Raw genomic sequence first — 22,182 nt, forward strand, 5'->3', positions numbered from 1 at the left:
TATCCGTTTATTTAAGTTAGATACTCAAGCTTGAATAAGCAGGAGTATGGGAGTTCCCTAAAGGGAAATTTGTTAGCCGTCTATAATATCAGCCAATTGCGTTTGTCAAAAGCTTTCAATAGCGGTAACCGTTATTAAGTTGCTTGTTGCTGTGAACTTTACGTTCAAGTCGAACAAATTTACCGCATATTCTTTGTCGTCCGGCTTGTTTTTCTTATATGCAGGGCGAGGATCTTGTGCCAGAACTTGTTCAATGACTGATCTTACATAGTCAGTATCGGGTCGATTTTCTATCGTTGCTAATGCTTGAGCAGAAAAGGTGACTTGTGACTTTTCTGGTTCTTGGTCTGCGTATCCGCCTTGTGCTTCCGAAATAGAATCCGAATAGGGAATATAAGGCTTAATATCCACAATCGGTGTCCCATCCACGAGATCTACACTGCCTAAATCAAGATAGATTTGATCGCCTTGCTTAGTGACTCCTTTCACTTCAACGGCTGACATTCCGATTCCGTTTGGACGGAAAGTCGAGCGCGAGGCAAAGACACCAATTCGTTCATTGCCGCCTAATCGTGGCGGACGTACAGTTGGTTTCCAACCAGCTTCCAGATTCTGATCAAATAGAAACAACAACCAAACGTGAGAGAACTGTTCTAGCCCACGCACTGCTTCAGGGCTATTTGCTGCACCTAACAGTTTTACGCGTGCTTTAGCCTCTGGTACTAAGCGTGGTTGGCGCGGAACTGCAAACTTTTCTTTGTACGGTGTCTCAATGACGCCGATGGGTTCGATGGAATACATGGTGGACATCTTTAAGAATTCATTGAGATGAAAAGTATCACAAATTTCTCTTGCTTTTCTTGTTGATAATGATTATTAATTAAAATGTTATAACATAACAATTCAATTAAAAGGAAAAGTATTATGAAACCAGGAATCCACCCTGAATATCGTCCTGTGGTGTTCCACGACACCAGTGTAGATAAGTACTTTGTCGTTGGTTCTACGTTGAAAACGGAGAGAACCATAGAATGGAAAGATGGCAAAACTTACCCTTACTTTACGTTAGATGTGTCGTCAGCTTCTCACCCGTACTACACCGGTAAACAGCGCGTTGTACAAACCGAAGGTCGCATTGCGAACTTCAACCGTCGTTTTGGTCAATTTAAGAGCGAAAAGGAATAAATCATGAAGGTAGTAAAATCATTAAAAAGTGCAAAAAGTCGTCATCCGGATTGCCAGATTGTAAAACGGAGAGGGCGTCTTTATGTCATTTGTAAAACGAACCCGAGATTCAAAGCTGTGCAAAAGTAATCAACCTGCATATATCTAACTTATGGTTTTGTTTAATTGATAATGTTGAGTTAATTATCTTACATGGATGAAATATCTACATTTTTATTCAATGTTGGTTATAAATGCCTCTGTTTGTCACAGTTTGTAACATTTAGGGCTTTTATTTGACCTTCTACTCAAGTACCCTTCGCACGCTTTTTGACATTTTTGTCACATTTGCATAGGAATAAAAACAAGGAGGGAACAGATGAGTTCATCTGATTCAATTAAACAAAACTCGCCTAAGAAGCCGCTGTTTACGCGCTTTTTGGATACTGTCGAATATTTGGGGAACTTATTACCCCACCCGATCACACTATTTGCCATTTTCTGTTTAGCCATTCTGGTGATGTCGGGTATTGCAGGATACTTCGAAGTTTCCGTAGTTGATCCTCGTCCTGAGGGTGCAAAAGGTCGTGCCGCGGATGGCATGATTCATGTCGTTAGCTTGCTTAACGCTGATGGCCTTGAACTAATCGTTACCAATCTAGTGAAAAACTTTGTCGGCTTTGCACCTTTGGGTACGGTATTGGTTGCGATGTTGGGTGTTGCTATTGCTGAATACTCAGGCTTGCTATCTGCAGCAATGCGTGGCTTAGTAATGGGTGCATCTCAACGCATGGTAACAGTGACGGTCGTTTTCGCGGGTATCATTTCAAATACGGCATCAGAGCTTGGCTATGTGGTACTTATTCCACTGGCTGCAATGCTGTTCCATTCTTTAGGTCGTCATCCACTTGCCGGTCTTGCTGCGGCGTTCGCTGGTGTATCTGGTGGTTACTCAGCAAACCTACTTATTGGTACGGTTGACCCGCTGTTGTCAGGCATTACTGAAACGGCGGCGCAAATGATTGACCCAACTTACACTGTTGGTCCAGAAGTTAACTGGTACTTCATGTTTGTGTCGACATTCTTCATTGCAATCACAGGTGCGTTTGTTACTGAAAAAATTGTTGAGCCAAAGCTTGGCAAATACAGTGAAGAAGAAGCCTCAGAAGATTTGTCGAACGACAAAATGGGTGGCTTAACAGACATTGAGAAGAAAGGCCTAAAACTAGCAGGTGTTGCTGTACTGGTTGTTTCAGCGCTGCTTGCTTGGACGGTTGTTCCAGAAGACGGCATTCTACGTTCTGATGCAGGTACAATTGCAGGTTCACCATTCCTGAAAAGTATCGTGGCATTCATCTTTGTGTTCTTTGCTATTCCAGGCTTTGTGTTTGGTAAAGTTGTTGGCACGATGAAGACGGATCGCGATGTAATTGATGCAATGGCGAAATCTATGTCTTCTATGGGCATGTACATTGTATTAGTTTTCTTTGCGGCTCAGTTCGTTGCTTTCTTTAAATGGACTAACTTCGGTCAGGTATTCGCGGTTGCTGGCGCTAGCTTCCTGCAAGAAATTGGCTTAACTGGCCCAATGTTGTTCTTTGCCTTCATCCTGATGTGTGGATTTATCAACCTAATGATTGGTTCGGCATCGGCACAGTGGGCAGTAACGGCTCCGATTTTTGTTCCTATGTTGATGCTTGTTGGTTATGCACCGGAAACGATTCAGGCTGCTTACCGAATTGGTGACTCGACGACAAACATCATTACTCCAATGATGAGCTACTTTGGTTTGATTCTTGCCGTAGCGACTCGTTACATGAAGAACTTAGGTATCGGTACGCTGATCGCGACCATGCTACCTTACTCAATCTGCTTCATTGTAGGTTGGAGTGTGCTGTTCTACCTATGGGTATTCGTATTTGGTTTACCAGTAGGCCCTGGCGCAGCAACATACTACACACCGTAGAAAACGGTTACCTCACACAGCTCCATTATAAAAAGCCTGCGAACGTCGCAGGCTTTTTTATCGATTGAGACTGTGTACGCAGGCTTACCTGATTATAGATGTCGGTTTATAGCTGAAAACGTATCAACAAAGGGCGATAAAAGTGCTGAGTGAGCCAGCACAAGCTTTTCCAAATTATGCGTTTGTACCAAGGTAAGTGCGCAATATAAACATAGCTAAATTCAATTTCTGGCCGGGCTTTTCTGTTGCGTTTAAAAGCCGGAGCGCCTGAGCTCATATTAAAGCGACGCTGGTATATCATGGCATGGCGGATGGTATAGGCCGATATTCGACGATACAATGCGAGGCGTTGTGGCTTATTGGTATCGTAGCCAAAAATTGGGCAAGTCATATCATTATCAATTTCTACAATGCCTAACGTAGCCAGCATCTCTTCTTGATAAAACAGTCCCACTAAATGTACTAATTTGTTCTGGCTCGCCTGTTTTAAATATTGGCTTGAAAACTGGATGTTATTGAGGCTGTATTTATCAAGGTAAAGCATGTCATATAACTCTTTGGCACGCTGAAATTCTTCATCAGTGGTCAGTGACCTAAACTGCCAATCTTTATCATTAAGCAGTTTGAAGTCTTTCGTTAAATCTCGGTTGAAGCTGAACGCTTGCCAATCATCAAGTAAATACACTTGTCGTGTTACCAAGCTTTGCCATTTTGGCTGCTTCAATCGCTGAATTAAGTATAAATGCTGACGCTGGTTGAGGGAGCGAAGCACCAAGGGAAAGGTGGGGTATTGATCGAGTGCGACGCGACGCAGTTCATCGAGATTTAAGGCTGCCCATTGTTCGCTATACATATTGGTGGACAAGCACTGATTGTTGAGCGTTTGGACTTGATCCAATCCAGCCAGTGATAAGATTGGTTTAGTCATATTAATAAGTAACTTACATACCCATCGAACAACCACATTTTTGACTTTGTGAAGCTCTTCTTCGGCGTAGCCACTAAGCAGTGTCATAGGGGACACGGCATAACAGTTGTTTGGTATTTTTGGTGTTACGGAGTAGGGAATGGCAACATCATCGATATAGTAGCAACCAAAGCTTGCTGTGCATTCATCAATGGGATTCGACTGCATAAGAGTGAAAAAAGTTTTATGCCATTCTTGAGAGGAAAGTGTCATGAGTTCAATGCCTCTCCATTCCACTCAATATCAACGGTAGAAGCGTCGCTCCACTTCGTCTTGTTCTGCCTAGCTAACCGGAGTAATTCAAACATACTCCGGATTTGGCTCCCGGCCGGTAAGTTATGCTGTTGCATCACATTCACTCCAGACCACCAATCTTGCCAAGTTCGAGCCTTGAACAGGGATAATCCACCTTTCGCGATGAGTGTTATTGGACCTAAATGATGCAATCGCTGCTTGGAAGGACTGGTAAACTCCATATTAGGAAGCAGTTGGTTGCATCGAGACGAGAGTAGGTGCAAACCACTGGTGGCTCTTGGGTTACATTCAATCACGTAGAGTTCATCTTGTGATTTGATGAAGTCAAACGACACTTGCCCATGATAAGTATGACGTTTACCAAAAGCTGCGATAAATGTATCTAGTCGTTCGCACGAGATCGGCTGAAAAGCACTGGCGGCCGAGCCGTTTACACAGTATTTCGGCACATAAGCTTGGTGTGCTTTAAGGTCACCATGTTCAAAAATGGCATAGTTACACACCGGAGTCCCATGGATTTTTTGTTGCTGAACCCAAGGGTAAAGGGGCGATATCGTGGCGGCAGAAATAGACTGAGTTGTCACATCTCTTATGACTTGCCCGCCAAACCGAGAGTAAACGGGCTTTAGAACGGTTCTCTTATTAATTTCAATCTCACTTTTATCAGCGACCAAACGAGTTTTTGGAAGTGTGATTTCTGGCAAACTTTGAAGCTGTTCAAAGACGGTCAACTTGTTGTGCAGGGCATTGAGTAGTCCCACATTGGGCAGAAAAAAATCTACTTCTGGGCATTGTTTGGCAACATGAGCCAAGTAATAAACTTCTTCACAAGTGGGTATCACTATATCAATACGCATCTGAGTAATGATTTTTAGGATCTGCTGTTGATAGGTGGGAAACGCAAATCGAGGTGAAGCGGTGGGGATATAAGACTCGATGCCTCGCAAAAACGATCCTAGAGGTTTTTTTAGCGAATCGGTGAGAATTACGTCATGTCCATGATGAATACACATGGTTGCCCACTCTAGTGCAACTGGTGCTCGGGCTCCGGTGATTAAGACCCGCATATGTTCACCACACGTCGTTGTTTATTCATTGGCGTCCAAATAGGCGCAGGGCGGTAACTGAATCTGACAGGATCAAGCCGCAATTGGTCAAACAACTTTATCAAGGCTTGGTGTATAACCCGATGGTGGTGAACATCCGCTTCAATTTGAATGGCTTGTGACCCTGTTTGGGTGATTCGGTAATCCACGCGACCTTTGGCAGATAGTGTTATAGCGCGGTAGATGAGATCTGGTAACACCGTAACTGGGACGTGGTTTGCGTTTAGCGTGAGGCGATCACCACATCGTCCGGCAACCGTGCCAAGAGGTTCAAATACGCCATTATCCTGTTTATTCTCAATAATATCGTCGAGCTGATAACGAATAATTGGCTGAGTTTTACGACGAAAATCGGTAATGATTGGGCTGTAATGAGTACGTTCGGTATTCAGCCAATGTTTTTCGATGTAAACAACATCTTGATTCCAGCGCATTTGTCCATGCTGATCCGTACATGCAAGAAAACCTTCAGTACATTGATAGACTTCATGGAGTTCGCTGTCGAACCGTTGAGAAATAAAGTGACGGTCACTCTCGGTTAGGACTTCTGCACCAGAAATGATCCGCTGTGGTTGAATTGCGGGTTGACCAAATTGACCGCTGAACTGGGCGCAGAGCTGAAGAGCTTGCGCACTACCAACCAAAAGCGTGGGTTGGAACTCATCCAGCTCTTTTATCCATTCTTGGTAAGGTTTGGTTAAATCGGCATAAAAAAATGTTACAGGCCCTTTCGCGACGGATTTATACAGTGGGCTGTTGGCGCGCAAGGCTAGAGCAATTCGGTGTTTTTGCCATAGGTTGGGCAACAGGCGAGCCAATATATTGCCAGCCCATAGTTGTGTTTCCTGTTTGTCAGCAAGAAACAACCCGCGCATGCCTGATGTGCCCGAAGAAAGCCCAACAGTAACATCGCCAACTTTCGAAGCGGCGAAGTTGCGTGACTGTTCTGCGTCGAGTGCTTGTTGCATTAGCTGTTCAGCATCTAAGCCTTTCGTATTCAACTCCGAGAGGTTCTCCATCATGGTTTGCTTATTCATGATAGGGAAATCACTGAGTGGTGCACCTTGAAGTGAGCGGTAATACGGTGAATGACGGCATACCCAATCCAAGTGCTGCGTTAAGTGTTGTTGCTGCCATGTTTCGACTTGTTCCCTTGAGCCGAAGGGGCGGTAGCGGGTTCGCCAGAATTCTGAGATAAGCGTTCTCACTTCATCCATCCTTCTTTGATTAGCTGCTGGATAGTTTCCTGACAATGTGAAGGCACGAAGCGAACAAAGTGGTGGGTTTGTTGGTAGCAACTTCTCAACTCGGAGAGGGTGTTTTTATAGGCTTTTGTATCATCGCAAAGCATGTTCGCCAGCCAATGTTGATCGATATTTTCACTCAAGCTCTCGATTAACCAGCATGCATCGGCGAGTAAGAACAGCCAACTTTGGTCTCTTTTAACTAGCAAGCCCACTTGGCCAGCTGCATGGCCTGGCAAGCTAACCATATAAATAAATCCATCGTCGAACATGTCTTTACAGAGCAAATTAACACCTTGGCACTGAGGAAGAATTTGGCTGATTGGTACAGAAAAATCACTATGAATGAATAAGTTAGGTTCAAGCTGTGGAGGAAGTAGAGCTTTTAGGTATCCTTTTCTTACGCCTCCAATTCGACCACTTTTAGTAATTGCATCTACCCCTTTTTGTTGGCAATGCAATTGAGAGTGGGAAAACTCAGACACGGCAGCAATGTGATCAGCATGGAAGTGGGAGAGCACTAAGTGTTCAATATCATGAGGTTTGAGACTTTCTTTTGCTAACTGCGCAACAATTCCGTGTTCTTTTTTATAGCGACAAGGTGTTGTCCAAGCATAAAAACGTTCAGGGAAGGGACGAGTCGCGCTAAAAAAATGCTCGTGATATCCCGTGTCAAACAGGATGTTGCCTTGTGTTGGGTGCTGAATTAACGCAACGGCTGCCGGAAATGCTCTAGGCTTGATACCAGAACCTGGTTTGACAACAAAGCCTGGGTGTACGCAGTGTCCAGCCTCAAAGATTTTTATTTTTAGACCAGTTTGCATACTGCTGTATTCCTTCTTGAATTGAAAAAAGCGGTTGGTAATTCAGTGTTTGTTTAGCCTTGCTGATATCCAGAGTTTGATGATAGTTAAACAATCCTGCGCTGTATGAGGTGAGCCTTGGTTCTGGCTGATGTGGTAAGTGCCTTCGTATTTGCTCACTGAGCTTTAATAATGGTGATACCACACCGTATGGTAATGATTGTAACGTTACTTTTAGGTTTAACCCCTCACATAAAGCTTGCAGAACAGTCTCAATTGGCATTGGTTCGTTGTTGGAAATGTTGAACACATCACCATGCTGAAGTCGGTCTGCCTGAGTGCAAGCGAGCATCGCTGCATGGGCAACGTTGTCGACATAGGTCAGATCAACCACAGGATTTCTACCCGATGGCAGAAGCAGAGTGTTGTTTTTTATCGCCTTAAGCACTCTTGGGATAATCGCGCGATCATTGGGTCCAAAAATGCCACGCGGTCTTAAAATGATCGCTTTGCTTTGGCCTTTTACGGCTTCAATTTCCGATAGGTATTTTGTGTGTGCGTAATCATTACACCAGTATGAAGCTATGGCGTCGGTTTCTCGAATATTCCAACGGTCTTGATGGTCAAAGTAGACGCTGGTGGAGGAAATATGGATAAAACGCGAGATTTGATGGGTATTAGCCGCATTGACGAGGTTTTTGGTGGCATCTACATTGGCTTGATAAAACGCCTGCCACTTTCCCCATGGGCTTGAGAGAGCGGCACAATGGATGATTGCATCCATACCTTGGCATACCGCATGAACTGCTGAGTGGTCTCTTAAATCGACTATATGTGGGATAACATCGAATTGCTCGGCGAGTTGTTTAGCGATGACTGTGTTTCGTGCTGTAAAGTGCAGTTCATGTTGCTGGTGAAACATTCTCAGAATTGCGCTACCCAACATCCCGCTGCCACCAGTGACCAATATCTTCATAGTTTTAGCACTCCCATCCCTAGCGACAACCCTGCGGCGGTGCCAGCTAATAACACATGTTTTCCTGCGGTTTCTGGCTGATTACGCAGCCAGTGTAAGTTAATTGGGAGTGAGGCGGCGACTTGGTTTCCCAAAGTCGAAAAGTGATTAACGGTTTTCTCTGTTGGTAGCCCGGTGAGTGAAGGCAGTTTTTTTAATCCATGCGCGCTGGCTTGATGAGGAAGAAAATAATCAATATCGCCGAGTGTTACCGGAGAGGCGTCAAACCCTTTTTTTAGAAACGCTGGTAAGGCTTTACGCACATGCTTAAAGAGTGCTTTGCCCTCCATCTCAAACTGGCAACTTTTTAAATAGGCTTGATGCTCGGAGGTATGCGGATTGATATGACTACCTCCGCCCTTAATTTGACAAAATGAATACCCGGTATGATGCGTTTCAAAGTGACTGGTGAGCAATCCATCATCGTTGTGTTCTTCGAGCAAAAATGCGGCGGCACCGTCCGCGAATAAGGTTGCAACTTCTGGTTTGAGCGTAAAATTTCGATTCAGTGTGATGCCAGTGGCGAGTTCGCTGGTGACAATAAGAATCCGACGGTACCGTTTTGCTAAGAATAGACTCTGAGCAAGATCAAGCGCAGAGAGAAAGGATAAACAGGTGCTGTTCAAATCAAAGCTTTCTAGCCATGTTGGAGCGTCTAACGCGGCGAGAACCGCTGAAGCGTCGTAGGGTAGAGACTGGTGGTGTGTACCGCTAGCGTAGATAAGGAGATCAACGGAGCTTAAGGTATGTGTGTTTCCTAAACACTGCTCTATTGCCTGCACCGCCATGTAAATAGCGGTCTCTTTTGTATTGGCTACATGACGATATTCAACGTCGAATTTATTTCGGCAGGTCCCTGGCGCTAATTTTAGGAAGTGATCCATCTCTCGATCAGACCATTGATTCGTTGGCAGGTAGCTTCCACTGGAAACGATGTTAAAGCCCATTATTCTCTATACACTTATTAAAAACGTCGTTCAAAATAAACCACGTTGCATATTGAAGCTATGGTGAGCGAGATGAAAAATAAACAGAACAAAACAAATGGGAGTAAGAGCACGCTTTGGGTGCAATGCTGAGAATGAATTTTCAGGAATGAGCCAGGCTTTTATTTGCTGGCTCAATATGAATAGAGTGAGGGTTACTTCTTAAATTTCGCCAAAATACGATCCAAATGGTTTGCAAATTCGCGTCGATCGGTTTGAGAAAGCGCGGCGGGCCCACCTGTCTGAATTCCGCTTGAACGCATGGTTTCCATAAAGTCGCGGATATTTAGGCGAGCTTTGATGGTGTCTTTTGTATAGAGCTCGCCACGAGAACTGAGGGCTTGAGCGCCTTTAGAGATAACCTCATCTGCAAGCGGAATATCTGACGTGATCACCAAATCGTTGGCTTCTACACGCTTGACGATTTCGTTGTCTGCGATGTCAAATCCCGCAGGGACTTGTAGCGAGTGGATGTTGTCTCTTTTCGGCACAGGGACAACGTGGTTAGCGACAAACGTACATTCAATCCCCGTACGCTCGGCGGCACGCACAATGGTTTCGCGAATAACTTTCGGACACGCGTCTGCATCTACCCATAACTTCATGATGATTTCTCACTGAGTTTCGCTTCTAACTCTTCAATACGAATGGCTAGCATTTTTACGGTGTGTTCTAGGGCTTCAAGACGATCATTATCGGTGTGGTGTTGTGCTGCGATTTCAACCTTGGGTACGCGTTGAGCACTCTTCCAACTTTTTATTGCGGTGATTAACGCTGGCATTGGAACTGGCGTTTTCAATCGTGCTTTCACTAACGCTACGGTTGGCTCTTTTCCTTGTTGTTGCAACTGTTCCATTGCCGCTTCTAATTCTTTAGTAACGTCTTGAGTTAACATTTTTAATCCTTAACAACGATATATCTATCATCATACGTTGAGTGCGCTAATTTGGCGAATGGCATTTTGGAGAGTGTAGTGTGAGAGATCTCTTACATAGGTTGTGAGAGAAAACGATTTCGTAAGCGGAAAAAGAGAAGCTGAAGAGCTTAAGTTTCTGATAAATAATGATTTAACAACTTGTTAACCAATGTGGGAGCCAAATATTTATCTTAGATAGATTGTCTATTTTTGGAAAAGGCGTAAATTGAGAGTTGTCAGCAGGAAGCAGACATGGAACAGGAAAGCACCAAGGATTTGGTTATCGTCAGGAAGACGATTTGGTTGGTCAGGATGATTAATCAAGCATGGAGCGTAGGACATTGTAAGGATACGATCATCAATAGGATGTTGATGACTAAGGATAGACAATGGACCCCTCTAGGATTGAGGTTATGGACAGCATCAGGAAGATGCAAGGGACACCGCTCAAGGAACAAGTGACGTGTGCTAACGAGGAATGTTAGCAGTCAGGATGATAAGGACACCGCTAGGACGGCGACGTAAGGAATAAGCTGACGGAATCAGCCACTATTATGGATGATGCATGGAGCACTTTTAGTAGCCGGACTGCTGCGAGTAAGACCATGACCCCGATACTTATGTGTCGGGGTCTTTCTTATATAAAAACGATATCCAGTGTTCTCATTGAATTAAGCATCTCGATGTTATTTGGGGATATCAATATCACAAAATATATAAATTCCTAATAACACTTAATAAAAAACAACTCAGATCAATATCCTTTCCAACCAGTTGGTTTAACTTTCGGCTTCTCTACAAGGTGTTAGCCCGCAATCATTGAGCATGTTCAGCTCATCGAGTTTGTGATCTGCGGATGGATTAAGTTTGTTGTAATCAAGGAACAGATGTGGCCATAGTAACCAGAAGAATGCTTCTTCTACCCTACAATGAGTCGTTGCAACTAGAATTCGTCATGCTGAATTGCTGTGCGAAAAACCGTGCTGAATTGAATGGTCCGTATACAGTTGCGTCTGCCAAACAGATGTTTGAGAAAATACTGGATGATGAGAACATTTATAGTATGGCAGTGCTAGAGAGCACCAGTCGTGACTATATGGGGCACGTGTTCATTGCTAATCTCGATTCCGAACCTGAATTAGGGTTTATTTTTGATAAATCATATTGGGGTAAAGGGTTAGCAACAGAAGCACTAAAAGCATTTTTCCCCAAAGCGTGCCGTGAGTTGGGCTTGAATAAGGTGAAAGCTAACGTGAATAGCAATCATCAAGCTTCTATGGCGGTACTGAAAAAGCTGGGATTTGTTAAAACAAAAGAAAGTAAGGATGTATATGGTCCTTACTTTGAAATGGAATTTACAAGCGATGCGGTGGTAGGTGAAAGTTCTGCGGCCTGAAACCGACCATGGTTAACTCTCCTTGGTAGCAATCGTCACCAAGAGATGAAAACTCAAATTGATACACCGTATGCCAACGCCAGACTCCGTCTGGCGTTTTTAGTTTATGGGCACCAAAGGCGATGCTGATTAATTGGAGATCCAATTGCTCACATTTACGCGTGATGGCCGCTTTTGCGAGTTCGGCTTGGCGACGCTGTTGCCAAAACAGGTAACAGAAAAAGCAGAGCCCTAAAATTGCTAAAAGATCACCAATCATTCCTGAACCTTTCTTAGCTTTTTGTTGCTTGTTGTAAGCTTACTAGCGCATTTGCTAGTTCCTCTGATGGGTTTGAATGCAGCAAAGGCAATAACACCATTCTTAACTCTGGCAGCATCACTAAATCGGCAAATAACTGATTAAATAGGGATTGATTACCGGTTTGAGCTAAACGCAGCAAAAACTGTTCCGCTACCTTTTCATTGGCGAGTAAGTGCCAAGCGCGGCCCGCCACACCAATCAATACCTCCTGATGGCTTAAACGAGGGCTATGCAATATCGCATCTAATACTGGAGAGGCGACTTCTGTTGGTGCACCAGCAAGGGCTCGGATAAGTGCTGAAAGTAGGAAGAGATCAGGTTCGCTACTTGCGATTTCTTGCTGTGCCTTTTCTGCGATACGTTCTGCTAAACGCTCTTGTAGCTCTACATGCTCAAGCGCACCTAATAGGGCATAAAGTGGCTCATTTGGTAGGTGGTTCAACGCTTTGCGTATCATTACTCCGTTTTGCTCTTTGTCCAGGCGAGCGGCTATGTCTGTGATACCTTGCAGACCTACAGTTTGCCAATTATCCCAGCCTAAACCTCCAGAGAAGTAATGCTGGGTATGCTCGTAATATTGGCTGGTAGGAAGATTGAGGTTTGCGCGGACCTGGCTATGAAACACGGCCATTTTATCTTCGGAAGGTTTGAAAGTGTATGGGTTGTTAGACAGCTTTTGCTGTTGCTCTTCAGTGATATCATCATTGAGGCGTGTTCCCATAGCCTCCACTACGTATTTAATGAAATTGCCGATATCCGCTTGCTTTAACAAACCGCGCTCGTCCAATTCAAACTTTAGAAACCAAATCCAAGGTTGCTTTTGTTCATTCCAGTACGCGATGGCAAGGTGTGCTTTACGTTGCATTGGAAATGGGTAAGGTGCTTGACCTTTTTCTACATCGGTAAACTCTTTCTTAGCGATGGTTTTGATACGGCGACCAAGATCGAAGATTTGATAATCACAGTGGCTGTTGTTCAACAGTTGAGTGAGGGTTTGAATGTTTTCCATTAAATACGACGTCCTAACGTTCTTTTCACAAGAAATGGTATCATTCTCGGCTAATTCAAGGTTCGAGATAGAATTAATGGTAACAAATACTCAATTGGTCGACTTACTTCACCAACTTGAAGCGCAGCTTAGAGAGCATAACTTATGGCAATATACTATGCCTTCAGAGCAAGCCTTACAAAGTACAGAGCCATTTGCGATTGATACATTGCACCCTCATGAGTGGTTGCAGTGGATCTTTATAGCCAGAATGCACTCACTAGTGAAAAATAACCAACCATTGCCAAGAGGGTTTTCTCTCGAGCCCTATTTTTCAGAAGCGTGGAAGCAGGAACCGCAGTTCGCCGAGCTGCTTGTTACAATCCGAACCATTGACGAACTGTGTAAGTAAACGAATGCTAGAACAAGAACTAACGCGATCTTCAGAACCAGTTGAGCTGGAGATCGTTTATCAGGATGAATATTTTGTAGCGGTCAATAAGCCTGCAGGCATGTTAGTGCATCGCAGTTGGTTAGATAAACACGAAACTCAGTTTGTCATGCAAACTTTGCGCGACCAAATTGGTCAGCATGTGTTCCCATTGCATCGTCTGGATCGTCCAACATCTGGTGTGCTTGTGTTTGCGTTGTCGAGTGAAGTCGCATCACAAGTCATGCCGATGTTTGCTGAACATAAAATGGAAAAGACATACCACGCAATAGTACGCGGTTGGATTGAGGAAGAGGGCGTATTGGATTACGCGCTCAAAGTCGAGTTAGACAAGATTGCTGATAAGTTCGCTTCACAAGAAAAAGAAGCGCAAGAAGCGGTGACGGAATATAAGCCGCTGGCTAAAGTGGAGGTTCCCTATTCGACGGGTAAATTTCCTACAACGCGTTATTGCTTAGTTGAGATGAAACCTAAAACGGGGCGTAAGCACCAACTTCGTCGTCATATGGCACATCTACGCCATCCGATCGTGGGTGATACAACGCACGGGGATGGAAAGCACAACAAGCTGTATCGCACAGAGTTTGAATCTCATCGTCTGCTACTGCATGCTTCAGAGTTACGGTTCGTCCATCCATTTACCGATCAAGAGATTGTCATGACGGCCAATCTTGATGAAACTTGGCAGCAATTGTTCACTCGATTTGAGTGGGATGAATCGATGATTAACCGATAATCGGTGCAGTTAGATCTAGATAATGATTGGGTACAAATAAAAAGGGTTAGCATCAATGCTAACCCTTTTTAATATTTAAGACTTAACGTTTTACTTTAGTTTTTCGAGATCCGCCTCGATCTCTGCGATCTTGCTCGAAACGACTTTTTCTAAATGACGAAGGTCTGAGAGAATTTTCTCTTTGACATCAACCTCAGGTTGTTTCGTTGGCTTAGTGATTTTATTCAGTTCATCAATGACTAATGTGAGGTTACGGTTGATTTCCGTTACTTCTTTATATTTGTGACTGCCACTATCAACAAGAACATTTTTGATTTGGCGTGGGTATTTGAATTTAACGCTTTTAGCGAATAGTTCGCCTTTTTGCTTGTGGAAATAGATCTTGAGTACGTCTTTGTGTGCTTCTTGGCGTAGGGAATAACGTTCAATCTGCTTAGGGTCGTGAATACCCAAACCAGTGAGGTGGGGATACATAGGCTACCTCTATTACATCGAATTGATATTGATATAACTGTAGCAGCCTATGTATGAGCTAGATAGCTGATATTTAGCCAAAATGCTTAACTTGTGGGCAAGATCGCTCTCGCCCTGAACCGAAAAGATTGGCAGGTTTTATCTAAGCTGCGACCTCATCAGATAACTTTTCGATCAATCTCTCTCTTAGCTCATCTTGCTGTTCTTCACTTAATCTTCCTCCTGCATCACTGGTTAAAATAAACAAGTCTTCTGCTCGCTCACCAATGGTGGTGATTTTGGCACCGTGAAGGTTGATATTTAAATCAGCAAACGTACGGCCTACTTTGGCCAACAGCCCTGGTGTGTCTAGCGCGACAAACTCCATTAAAGTGTGTTTTTTACCTTTGGTTGGTAAGAAGTCGACTTTGGTTTTCACATTAAAGTGCTGAAGTTTGTTCGGAGTACGGCGCGTTTTAATCTTGGTTGGTCGGCCCGCCTCCAGTACATGGGTGAGGTGTTTAATCACCGCCGCGTGACGAGACTCATCGATCGCTTCGCCATGTTGATCGAGTACCATAAAGGTATCAATCACGTGCCCATCTTTGCTGGTCATGATTTGCGCGTCGTGTACATTAAAATTACGCCTATCTAACTCCGCCACGACCGTCGCAAATAAAGCAGGCTGGTCTTTCGTATATACAAACACCTCAGTGCCGCCACGAGTGGCTTTTTTACTGATCAATACCAAAGGCTTAGTCGGATCTTCCATGCGAAGTAAGTGTTCGCAGTGCCACGCGATTTGCGTATGGGTATGACGAAGGAAGTAGTCAGCTTTGAAGCGTTGCCACAATACTTCAATTTCGCGCGCGGCAAACCCCTCTTTGCGCAGCATTGCGGAGGCCATTTGTTGATTGTGGCGAATTCGCTCACGCACATCGACAGGGTTCTCTAGGCCTCTACGTAAAGCACGTTGTGTGGAGTAATACAGCTCCGCAAGTAAAGTTCGTTTCCAAGCATTCCAAAGTTCTGGGTTCGTTGCACAAATATCTGCAACTGTCAGGCATACAAGATAATCGAGAGATTCTTCGTCTCTGACTTTTTTGGCAAATTCGGTAATGACATCAGGATCATAAATGTCTCGGCGCTGTGCGGTGACAGACATTAATAGATGATGTCTTACCAACCAAGCGACAAGTTTGGCTTCGGGCTTCGATAAGCCATGCTCAATGCAGAAGTCGTATGCTTCTCCTTCACCGATAATTGAGTGATCGCCGCCACGACCTTTCCCGATATCGTGGAAAATAGCGGCAATAATCAGCAGCTCTTTCTTTTGCATTCGAGGGTAGACGTCACAGCAAATTGGGTGCTTCGCATGATTTTCTGGGTCACTAAAAGTGTTGATGTGTTTAAGTAAGCGAATACTGTGTTCATCAACTGTGTAGGCATGGAATAAGTCAAACTGCATTTGACCAACAATCTGACTCCATTGCGGTAAATAGGCCGCCATAACCCCTAATCGGTGCATGAGACTGAATGCTTTGTGCAGAGCATTAGGGTGACGACATAACGCCATGAACTTTTCACGCGCAGCAGGAATGGTGTGCAAAAACTTGTTGAGCCGACGGCGAGCGGTGCGCAGTTGACGCAGCGTTGGTGGGCTCACCCCTTCAATAGTCGAGTCGTTAGCAATATGTAAGAACATATCCAGAATAGTTTCTGGGCGAGCTTGGAACAATGCGGGTTTCCGCGCTTCAATTAAAGAACCGCGACGTTGAAAGTCCGTATCGAGAATCTCGGCACTTTCTGTTGCCCCACCATTAATGATCGCTTGGTCAAAGAGTTTGAGTAGCATTTTATTGAGCTCTGCCACACGACGAAGCGTGCGGTAGAACTCTTTCATCATCATTTCTACGCCTCGATTGCCTTCTCCGACGTAGCCTAGATTTTCCGCAACTTGTGCTTGATGAGCAAAGGTCAAGCGGTTGTCATAGCGGCGAAGCTCCATGTGCAGAGCGAAACGTACTCGCCAAAGGAAGTCCTGACATTCAACCAATTCTCGGTATTCTGCGTCAGTTAAAAATCCGTATCGGCTCATTTCCAACAATGAAGTCGCACCAAAGTGACGTCGAGCGACCCAGCTTAATGTATGAATATCGCGTAGCCCGCCAGGGGTTGATTTAATGTCCGGTTCTAAGTTGTAGGTCGTGTCGTGGTAACGTGCATGGCGTTCGCGCTGCTCTTGAATTTTAGCGCGGTAAAACGTCTCACTTGGCCAGAAGGAGTCTGATAACACGACTTTCTTCAGTGCCTGAAAGGTGTCCTCGCTTCCACACAGCAGTCGCGCTTCTTGCAGGTTTGTCGCGACCGTTAGATCGGCTTTACCAATTTCAGCACATTCAGTAACGGTGCGAACAGCGTGTCCGACCTCGAGTTTTAAATCCCACAACAGCGTAATGAATTCGCTGATTTTTGCTTCTAACGCGGTTGGCAGTTTATTGTTCGACAGAATCAAAATATCGATATCGGAGAGTGGATGCAGCTCACCGCGTCCGTAGCCACCAACGGCAACCAGGGAAATGTTGTAAATATCCTTGAAACCAAAATGTTGCCACAAACGATTGAGAAGCAGATCCATATATTCAGCTCTGGCTAAAACCAAGCTTGTTACCGGATGATGATTGAGAAACTCTTGGTTTTGATTAGAGCTAAACTTCTCTAATTCTCGTTTGAGTTCACCGATATTGATTTGTTCATCGGAAAAGGAAAGAGGGGACTGAAGTGTCATATTTGCCATCCGTGCAAGCTAATCTAATAACAATCTAACAAATTTGCGGCAGATAAAAAATATCCCCGCCGAAGCAGGGATATAGTAAACAACGAGTGGTCGTCAGCTTTACGCGTTTTTCATTAGGCGAGGAATCGTATCGTCGCTACGAAGCGTTAGTACTTCACAACCTTCTTTTGTTACTACAATGGTATGTTCCCATTGCGCAGAGTTCTTGCCGTCGCCCGTGTAAACAGTCCAGTCATCTTGTGCATCAACAGAGCAACCAAATTTACCAGCGTTAATCATCGGCTCAATAGTAAAGCACATGCCTTCTTTTAATACGCGGCGGTCTTTGTTCTTGTAATGAACCACTTGTGGTTCTTCATGGAACTCATCGCCGATACCGTGACCACAGAAGTCTTTCACAATAGAAAACTTGTTGCGAGGATTGTTCTTGTTGTTCTCTTTGATGTACTTCTCGATAGCTGTACCGATGTCACCAACCGTTGAACCTGGCTTAACGGTACGCATACCAACATACAGTGCTTCTTGAGCTACCATGCACAGACGTTTGTTTGCAGGCGAAACATCACCGACTAGGAACATCTTAGAAGTGTCACCATGGTACCCCTGAGGACGCACGCTCAGATCGGCATTCTCATCATTTGGAACGATTACGGTAATATCAACGTTTAAGATGTCACCATCTTTTAGTACCGCCGGCTTCATTTGGCCGTTGCTACCGATTTCGTCTTTTTCCGCTGGAATACCATGGCATACGATATGGTTGATTGAAGTACAGATCGACTTAGGGAAACCATGATAATCAAGCGGAGCAGAGTATGCGCCTTTTTCTAGAGCGTACTCATGACAGATTTTGTTTAACTCTTCTGTCGTCACACCAACTTTGATGTGTGGTTCGATCATTTCTAGAATCTCTGCGGCTAGCTTGCCCGCAATGCGCATGCGTTCTATTTCTTCAGCAGTTTTAATCTTGATTGACATTGGCTTTCTCTACTTATTCCTATGCACGTAAACGTGCGAATGGCCGCATTCTATCAGACATCGGGGCGTTAACCCAAGTTAGATAGGAATATGCATCATTCTTAATTCGATCATATGTTTAAAGTTTTGCTTATAAATAGGAGAAAGTCGCTCGGTGAAGAAATAATTTTTACTAGCCACAGTGAGCTAAAATATGGTATAAAGCGCGCCGGAATAGAGGACTGTTCTCTTCGTTTAGCAAAGTTAAGCGGCGAAGCAAGCTTCATCCGAATAACCTTTTATCTTTAAATCACACACATTCCGTCACATATTCCGGGGTGCTGAGCAGAAGCTTGGTCGGAGTTATGGGGAATGTGGAGGCCTAACCCCATAGAGGATTTTAAAATGGCAACTGTATCAATGCGCGATATGCTAAAAGCTGGTGTTCACTTCGGTCACCAGACTCGTTACTGGAACCCAAAAATGAAGCCATTCATCTTTGGTGCTCGTAACAAAGTTCATATCATCAACCTAGAAAAAACTGTACCAATGTTCAACGACGCTCTAGCTGAACTAGCTAAAGTTGGCGAGAAGAAAGGTAAGGTTCTATTCGTAGGTACTAAGCGCGCTGCATCTGAAGCTGTTAAAGAAGCTGCAATCGCAAGCAACCAGTTTTACGTAAACAACCGCTGGTTAGGCGGTATGCTTACAAACTACAAAACAGTTCGTCAGTCTATCAAGCGTCTAAAAGAACTAGAGACTCAATCTCAAGACGGTACTTTTGACAAACTAACTAAGAAAGAAGCTCTAATGCGTACTCGCGAAATGGAGAAGCTAGAGAAATCTCTTGGTGGTATCAAAGACATGGGCGGCCTACCAGACGCTCTATTCGTAATCGACGCTGATCACGAACACATTGCAATTAAAGAAGCTAACAACCTAGGTATTCCAGTATACGCTGTGGTAGATACTAACTCTAACCCAGACGGCGTTGACTACGTAATCCCAGGTAACGACGACGCGATCCGCGCTGTACAGCTATACCTGAACGCTGCTGCTTCAGCAGTATCTGAAGGTCGTAACAAAGACGTAGCTGCAGTTGCTGAAAAAGACGGTTTCGTAGAAGCTGAATAATAGCGGCTCTGTGTCACACTTGGTCTATGTGAAACCTTTGTGTAGCATAAACTAAGTTATAGTTAGCAATGGGGGCCGACAATGTTAGGCCCCTGTTTTTTACCTTATTTCGAATCAAACGAGGAAGACAGAATGGCAACTGTAACTGCTGCTCTAGTTAAAGAACTTCGCGAGCGTACTGGCGCTGGCATGATGGAATGTAAGAAAGCGCTTGTAGAAGCAAACGCTGACATCGAACTAGCAATTGAAAACATGCGTAAATCTGGCGCAGCGAAAGCAGCTAAGAAAGCTGGTAACGTTGCAGCTGAAGGCGCAATCATCATCAAAGAAGAAAACGGCGTTGCTGTTCTTCTTGAAGTTAACTGCCAAACTGACTTCGTTGCTAAAGACGGTAACTTCACTGCATTCGCAGAAGAAGTTGCAGCTGCAGCTCTAGCTTCAAAAGCTTCTGTTGAAGAACTACAAGCACAATTCGAAGACGCACGTGTAGCTCTAGTAGCTAAAATCGGTGAAAACATCACTATCCGTCGCGTAGAATACGTTCAAGGCACTGCAATCGCTTCTTACCGTCACGGTGAGAAAATCGGTGTTGTTGTTGCTGGTGAAGGCGACGCAGAAACTCTTAAGCACGTTGCAATGCACGTTGCTGCTTCTAAGCCTGAGTTCGTTAACCCAGAAGACGTACCAGCTGACGTAGTAGAAAAAGAGAAAGCGGTTCAAGTTGAAATCGCAATGAACGAAGGCAAGCCTGCTGAAATCGCTGAGAAGATGGTTGTTGGCCGCATGAAGAAATTCACTGGCGAGATCTCTCTAACAGGTCAAGCTTTCATCATGGAGCCTAAGAAAACTGTAGGCGAAATGCTGAAAGAAAAAGGCGCTTCAGTTTCTACGTTCGTTCGCCTAGAAGTAGGTGAAGGTATCGAGAAGAAAGAAGAAATGAGCTTCGCTGAAGAAGTTGCAGCAGCTCAAAAAGGTTAATCCTTAGAGACTGTATAAAGATTAGACCGTAGCCAAGGCTGCGGTCTTTTTATGAGCAGTGAACGATTAGCCGTGATGAATAGCCATAACTGAAGTTGTGTCTATTCATGACTGTTAATCAACAACTCTCTTTGGAAGGTAAACTCCATGACTACGAACCCTAAACCAGCGTATCAACGTATTCTATTAAAACTGAGTGGTGAAGCTCTTCAAGGTGAAGACGGTTTTGGTATTGATCCTGCGGTCCTTGATCGTATGGCACAAGAAGTTAAAGAACTGGTTGAACTGGGTGTTCAGGTTGGTGTAGTTATCGGTGGCGGTAACTTGTTCCGTGGTGCAGGCCTAGCTGAAGCTGGTATGAACCGCGTAGTTGGTGACCACATGGGTATGCTTGCTACAGTAATGAATGGCCTAGCGATGCGTGATGCTCTTCACCGTGCATACGTAAATGCGCGCGTTATGTCTGCAATCCCTCTAAAAGGCGTATGTGACGACTATAATTGGGCTGATGCGATCCGTGAGCTTCGCCAAGGCCGAGTTGTCATCTTCTCTGCTGGTACTGGTAACCCGTTCTTTACAACGGATTCTGCTGCTTGTTTACGTGGTATCGAAATTGAAGCGGATGTCGTACTAAAAGCGACGAAAGTTGATGGTGTATTTACTGCTGACCCTGTAGCAAACCCAGACGCAGAGCTGTATGATAAGCTATCTTATGCGGAAGTTCTGGATAAAGAGCTGAAAGTTATGGACTTGGCGGCGTTTACGCTAGCTCGTGACCACAAAATGCCAATCCGCGTATTTAATATGAACAAGCCAGGCGCACTACGTCGCGTGGTTATGGGCGAAGCAGAAGGCACGCTCATCAACGAATAAGCTTGGCTTAAGGTGCCACTCCAAAGCGTTAGGGTGGTGCTTGCTTTGCTCAACCGTTTTAGGCTTTCTTCAGGAAAGATGACATTTTTAAGGTGAAACTGTGATTAACGAAATCAAAAAAGACGCGCAAGAGCGCATGGATAAAAGCGTTGAAGCGCTTAAGAACAACCTTTCTAAAATTCGTACAGGTCGTGCACACCCAAGCCTACTATCTGGTATTTCTGTAGAATACTACGGTGCAGCAACACCTCTAAACCAAGTAGCAAACGTTATTGCTGAAGATGCACGTACACTTGCAATCACGGTTTTTGATAAAGAGCTGACGCCGAAAGTAGAAAAAGCGATCATGACGTCTGACCTTGGTCTAAACCCTATGTCAGCTGGCACTATCATCCGCGTTCCACTTCCACCGCTAACGGAAGAACGTCGTAAAGACCTAGTTAAGATCGTCCGTGGTGAAGCTGAAGGTGGTCGTGTTGCTGTTCGTAACATCCGTCGTGACGCAAACAACGATCTTAAAGCGCTTCTAAAAGATAAAGAAATCTCTGAAGATGAAGACCGTAAAGCACAAGACGAAATTCAAAAGCTAACTGACGTTGCAGTTAAGAAGATCGATGAAGTTCTTGCTGCAAAAGAAAAAGAGTTGATGGAAGTTTAATACTCCCACACACATCACTGTTGGAAAACGCTGTGCTC

The 22,182-nt window shown here is 44.5% G+C and carries 24 protein-coding genes; 10 read left to right on the plus strand and 14 right to left on the minus strand.

Annotated elements, in window-relative coordinates:
- Positions 1-105: 105 nt before the first annotated feature.
- Positions 106-801: a tRNA (N6-threonylcarbamoyladenosine(37)-N6)-methyltransferase TrmO gene (tsaA, locus tag R7070_RS12180; protein ID WP_025768239.1), complete on the minus strand. Its 696-nt coding sequence runs from the start codon at positions 799-801 to the stop codon at positions 106-108.
- A gap of 123 nt (positions 802-924) precedes the next feature.
- Between tsaA and R7070_RS12185 the strand changes: the two genes are divergently transcribed.
- The 3 genes from R7070_RS12185 to R7070_RS12195 all read left to right on the plus strand — a co-directional run bounded on the left by R7070_RS12185 (position 925) and on the right by R7070_RS12195 (position 3,130).
- On the plus strand, positions 925-1,185 hold the full coding sequence (locus R7070_RS12185; RefSeq protein ID WP_005380295.1) for a type B 50S ribosomal protein L31: 261 nt from the start codon (positions 925-927) through the stop codon (positions 1,183-1,185).
- 3 nt (positions 1,186-1,188) lie between these two features.
- Complete coding sequence (gene ykgO / locus R7070_RS12190) at positions 1,189-1,314, plus strand: type B 50S ribosomal protein L36 (RefSeq protein ID WP_005380299.1); 126 nt, start codon at positions 1,189-1,191, stop codon at positions 1,312-1,314.
- A 229-nt stretch (positions 1,315-1,543) separates the two neighbouring features.
- Positions 1,544-3,130: an AbgT family transporter gene (locus R7070_RS12195; protein WP_005380301.1), complete on the plus strand. Its 1,587-nt coding sequence runs from the start codon at positions 1,544-1,546 to the stop codon at positions 3,128-3,130.
- A 106-nt stretch (positions 3,131-3,236) separates the two neighbouring features.
- Here R7070_RS12195 and R7070_RS12200 read toward each other — a convergent pair whose 3' ends face one another.
- From R7070_RS12200 to R7070_RS12235, 8 genes are all read right to left on the minus strand, one after another.
- On the minus strand, positions 3,237-4,310 hold the full coding sequence (locus R7070_RS12200; protein ID WP_213889676.1) for a hypothetical protein: 1,074 nt from the start codon (positions 4,308-4,310) through the stop codon (positions 3,237-3,239).
- Positions 4,307-5,419 (minus strand): ATP-grasp domain-containing protein, encoded by a 1,113-nt coding sequence (locus tag R7070_RS12205; RefSeq protein WP_138939018.1) that lies wholly within the window; start codon positions 5,417-5,419, stop codon positions 4,307-4,309. The genes R7070_RS12200 and R7070_RS12205 overlap by 4 nt, the downstream gene beginning before the upstream one ends.
- Entirely contained in the window at positions 5,407-6,675 is a 1,269-nt protein-coding gene (locus R7070_RS12210; protein WP_213889679.1) for a F390 synthetase-related protein, read from the minus strand. Before R7070_RS12210 ends, R7070_RS12205 begins: the two co-directional genes overlap by 13 nt.
- A complete protein-coding gene (locus R7070_RS12215) occupies positions 6,663-7,526 on the minus strand; it encodes an MBL fold metallo-hydrolase (protein WP_005380307.1) in 864 nt (287 codons plus the stop codon). Before R7070_RS12215 ends, R7070_RS12210 begins: the two co-directional genes overlap by 13 nt.
- A complete protein-coding gene (locus tag R7070_RS12220; RefSeq protein WP_033905521.1) occupies positions 7,495-8,481 on the minus strand; it encodes an NAD-dependent epimerase/dehydratase family protein in 987 nt (328 codons plus the stop codon). The genes R7070_RS12215 and R7070_RS12220 overlap by 32 nt, the downstream gene beginning before the upstream one ends.
- Positions 8,478-9,467 (minus strand): ketoacyl-ACP synthase III, encoded by a 990-nt coding sequence (locus R7070_RS12225; RefSeq protein ID WP_005385334.1) that lies wholly within the window; start codon positions 9,465-9,467, stop codon positions 8,478-8,480. The genes R7070_RS12220 and R7070_RS12225 overlap by 4 nt, the downstream gene beginning before the upstream one ends.
- Positions 9,468-9,661: 194 nt before the next feature.
- A complete protein-coding gene (locus R7070_RS12230; RefSeq protein ID WP_005380310.1) occupies positions 9,662-10,111 on the minus strand; it encodes a YaiI/YqxD family protein in 450 nt (149 codons plus the stop codon).
- The gene (locus R7070_RS12235; protein ID WP_033905520.1) at positions 10,108-10,401 is read right to left on the minus strand and encodes a hypothetical protein; all 294 of its coding nucleotides are present in this window, start codon (positions 10,399-10,401) and stop codon (positions 10,108-10,110) included. The genes R7070_RS12230 and R7070_RS12235 overlap by 4 nt, the downstream gene beginning before the upstream one ends.
- Positions 10,402-11,332: 931 nt before the next feature.
- Between R7070_RS12235 and R7070_RS12240 the strand changes: the two genes are divergently transcribed.
- Positions 11,333-11,818: a GNAT family N-acetyltransferase gene (locus tag R7070_RS12240; protein WP_025768243.1), complete on the plus strand. Its 486-nt coding sequence runs from the start codon at positions 11,333-11,335 to the stop codon at positions 11,816-11,818.
- Here the strand turns inward: R7070_RS12240 and R7070_RS12245 are convergent.
- Both R7070_RS12245 and R7070_RS12250 read right to left on the minus strand, forming a co-directional pair.
- Entirely contained in the window at positions 11,778-12,077 is a 300-nt protein-coding gene (locus R7070_RS12245; RefSeq protein WP_005380315.1) for a DUF3301 domain-containing protein, read from the minus strand. The genes R7070_RS12240 and R7070_RS12245 overlap by 41 nt on opposite strands.
- Before the next feature lie 13 nt (positions 12,078-12,090).
- Entirely contained in the window at positions 12,091-13,128 is a 1,038-nt protein-coding gene (locus tag R7070_RS12250; RefSeq protein WP_085569849.1) for a DUF3549 family protein, read from the minus strand.
- A gap of 76 nt (positions 13,129-13,204) precedes the next feature.
- Between R7070_RS12250 and R7070_RS12255 the strand changes: the two genes are divergently transcribed.
- Both R7070_RS12255 and truC read left to right on the plus strand, forming a co-directional pair.
- The gene (locus tag R7070_RS12255; RefSeq protein WP_005380318.1) at positions 13,205-13,519 is read left to right on the plus strand and encodes a YqcC family protein; all 315 of its coding nucleotides are present in this window, start codon (positions 13,205-13,207) and stop codon (positions 13,517-13,519) included.
- A 4-nt stretch (positions 13,520-13,523) separates the two neighbouring features.
- Positions 13,524-14,294, plus strand: coding sequence for a tRNA pseudouridine(65) synthase TruC (gene truC, locus R7070_RS12260; protein ID WP_005380319.1), 771 nt, complete (start codon positions 13,524-13,526; stop codon positions 14,292-14,294).
- A gap of 90 nt (positions 14,295-14,384) precedes the next feature.
- Here truC and R7070_RS12265 read toward each other — a convergent pair whose 3' ends face one another.
- The 3 genes from R7070_RS12265 to map all read right to left on the minus strand — a co-directional run bounded on the left by R7070_RS12265 (position 14,385) and on the right by map (position 18,522).
- Positions 14,385-14,768: a DUF3461 family protein gene (locus tag R7070_RS12265; protein ID WP_005380322.1), complete on the minus strand. Its 384-nt coding sequence runs from the start codon at positions 14,766-14,768 to the stop codon at positions 14,385-14,387.
- A gap of 142 nt (positions 14,769-14,910) precedes the next feature.
- Positions 14,911-17,535 (minus strand): bifunctional uridylyltransferase/uridylyl-removing protein GlnD, encoded by a 2,625-nt coding sequence (gene glnD, locus R7070_RS12270; RefSeq protein WP_005380324.1) that lies wholly within the window; start codon positions 17,533-17,535, stop codon positions 14,911-14,913.
- 108 nt (positions 17,536-17,643) lie between these two features.
- Positions 17,644-18,522: a type I methionyl aminopeptidase gene (gene map / locus R7070_RS12275; protein WP_005380326.1), complete on the minus strand. Its 879-nt coding sequence runs from the start codon at positions 18,520-18,522 to the stop codon at positions 17,644-17,646.
- Between the two features lie 384 nt (positions 18,523-18,906).
- Here map and rpsB point away from each other — a divergent pair, with 384 nt between their 5' ends.
- From rpsB to frr, 4 genes are all read left to right on the plus strand, one after another.
- Positions 18,907-19,635 carry a 30S ribosomal protein S2 gene (gene rpsB, locus R7070_RS12280; RefSeq protein WP_005380327.1) on the plus strand — a complete coding sequence of 243 codons (729 nt, stop codon included), beginning with the start codon at positions 18,907-18,909 and terminating at the stop codon, positions 19,633-19,635.
- Positions 19,636-19,767: 132 nt separating this feature from the next.
- On the plus strand, positions 19,768-20,613 hold the full coding sequence (tsf, locus tag R7070_RS12285) for a translation elongation factor Ts (RefSeq protein ID WP_005380328.1): 846 nt from the start codon (positions 19,768-19,770) through the stop codon (positions 20,611-20,613).
- A 147-nt stretch (positions 20,614-20,760) separates the two neighbouring features.
- Positions 20,761-21,486 (plus strand): UMP kinase, encoded by a 726-nt coding sequence (gene pyrH / locus R7070_RS12290; protein ID WP_005380329.1) that lies wholly within the window; start codon positions 20,761-20,763, stop codon positions 21,484-21,486.
- Positions 21,487-21,586: 100 nt separating this feature from the next.
- Complete coding sequence (frr, locus tag R7070_RS12295) at positions 21,587-22,144, plus strand: ribosome recycling factor (protein WP_005380330.1); 558 nt, start codon at positions 21,587-21,589, stop codon at positions 22,142-22,144.
- Positions 22,145-22,182 lie beyond the last annotated feature (38 nt).

This window comes from Vibrio sp. 1557, assembly GCF_033340175.1.
Classification (GTDB): domain Bacteria; phylum Pseudomonadota; class Gammaproteobacteria; order Enterobacterales; family Vibrionaceae; genus Vibrio; species Vibrio alginolyticus.

Coding starts and splice junctions, on each gene's coding strand:
- tsaA (WP_025768239.1), bottom strand. CDS start 801: ATGTATTCCATCGAACCCATCGGCGTCATTGAGACACCGTACAAAGAA.
- R7070_RS12185 (WP_005380295.1), top strand. CDS start 925: ATGAAACCAGGAATCCACCCTGAATATCGTCCTGTGGTGTTCCACGAC.
- ykgO (WP_005380299.1), top strand. CDS start 1,189: ATGAAGGTAGTAAAATCATTAAAAAGTGCAAAAAGTCGTCATCCGGAT.
- R7070_RS12195 (WP_005380301.1), top strand. CDS start 1,544: ATGAGTTCATCTGATTCAATTAAACAAAACTCGCCTAAGAAGCCGCTG.
- R7070_RS12200 (WP_213889676.1), bottom strand. CDS start 4,310: ATGACACTTTCCTCTCAAGAATGGCATAAAACTTTTTTCACTCTTATG.
- R7070_RS12205 (WP_138939018.1), bottom strand. CDS start 5,419: ATGCGGGTCTTAATCACCGGAGCCCGAGCACCAGTTGCACTAGAGTGG.
- R7070_RS12210 (WP_213889679.1), bottom strand. CDS start 6,675: ATGGATGAAGTGAGAACGCTTATCTCAGAATTCTGGCGAACCCGCTAC.
- R7070_RS12215 (WP_005380307.1), bottom strand. CDS start 7,526: ATGCAAACTGGTCTAAAAATAAAAATCTTTGAGGCTGGACACTGCGTA.
- R7070_RS12220 (WP_033905521.1), bottom strand. CDS start 8,481: ATGAAGATATTGGTCACTGGTGGCAGCGGGATGTTGGGTAGCGCAATT.
- R7070_RS12225 (WP_005385334.1), bottom strand. CDS start 9,467: ATGGGCTTTAACATCGTTTCCAGTGGAAGCTACCTGCCAACGAATCAA.
- R7070_RS12230 (WP_005380310.1), bottom strand. CDS start 10,111: ATGAAGTTATGGGTAGATGCAGACGCGTGTCCGAAAGTTATTCGCGAA.
- R7070_RS12235 (WP_033905520.1), bottom strand. CDS start 10,401: ATGTTAACTCAAGACGTTACTAAAGAATTAGAAGCGGCAATGGAACAG.
- R7070_RS12240 (WP_025768243.1), top strand. CDS start 11,333: ATGCTTCTTCTACCCTACAATGAGTCGTTGCAACTAGAATTCGTCATG.
- R7070_RS12245 (WP_005380315.1), bottom strand. CDS start 12,077: ATGATTGGTGATCTTTTAGCAATTTTAGGGCTCTGCTTTTTCTGTTAC.
- R7070_RS12250 (WP_085569849.1), bottom strand. CDS start 13,128: ATGGAAAACATTCAAACCCTCACTCAACTGTTGAACAACAGCCACTGT.
- R7070_RS12255 (WP_005380318.1), top strand. CDS start 13,205: ATGGTAACAAATACTCAATTGGTCGACTTACTTCACCAACTTGAAGCG.
- truC (WP_005380319.1), top strand. CDS start 13,524: ATGCTAGAACAAGAACTAACGCGATCTTCAGAACCAGTTGAGCTGGAG.
- R7070_RS12265 (WP_005380322.1), bottom strand. CDS start 14,768: ATGTATCCCCACCTCACTGGTTTGGGTATTCACGACCCTAAGCAGATT.
- glnD (WP_005380324.1), bottom strand. CDS start 17,535: ATGACACTTCAGTCCCCTCTTTCCTTTTCCGATGAACAAATCAATATC.
- map (WP_005380326.1), bottom strand. CDS start 18,522: ATGTCAATCAAGATTAAAACTGCTGAAGAAATAGAACGCATGCGCATT.
- rpsB (WP_005380327.1), top strand. CDS start 18,907: ATGGCAACTGTATCAATGCGCGATATGCTAAAAGCTGGTGTTCACTTC.
- tsf (WP_005380328.1), top strand. CDS start 19,768: ATGGCAACTGTAACTGCTGCTCTAGTTAAAGAACTTCGCGAGCGTACT.
- pyrH (WP_005380329.1), top strand. CDS start 20,761: ATGACTACGAACCCTAAACCAGCGTATCAACGTATTCTATTAAAACTG.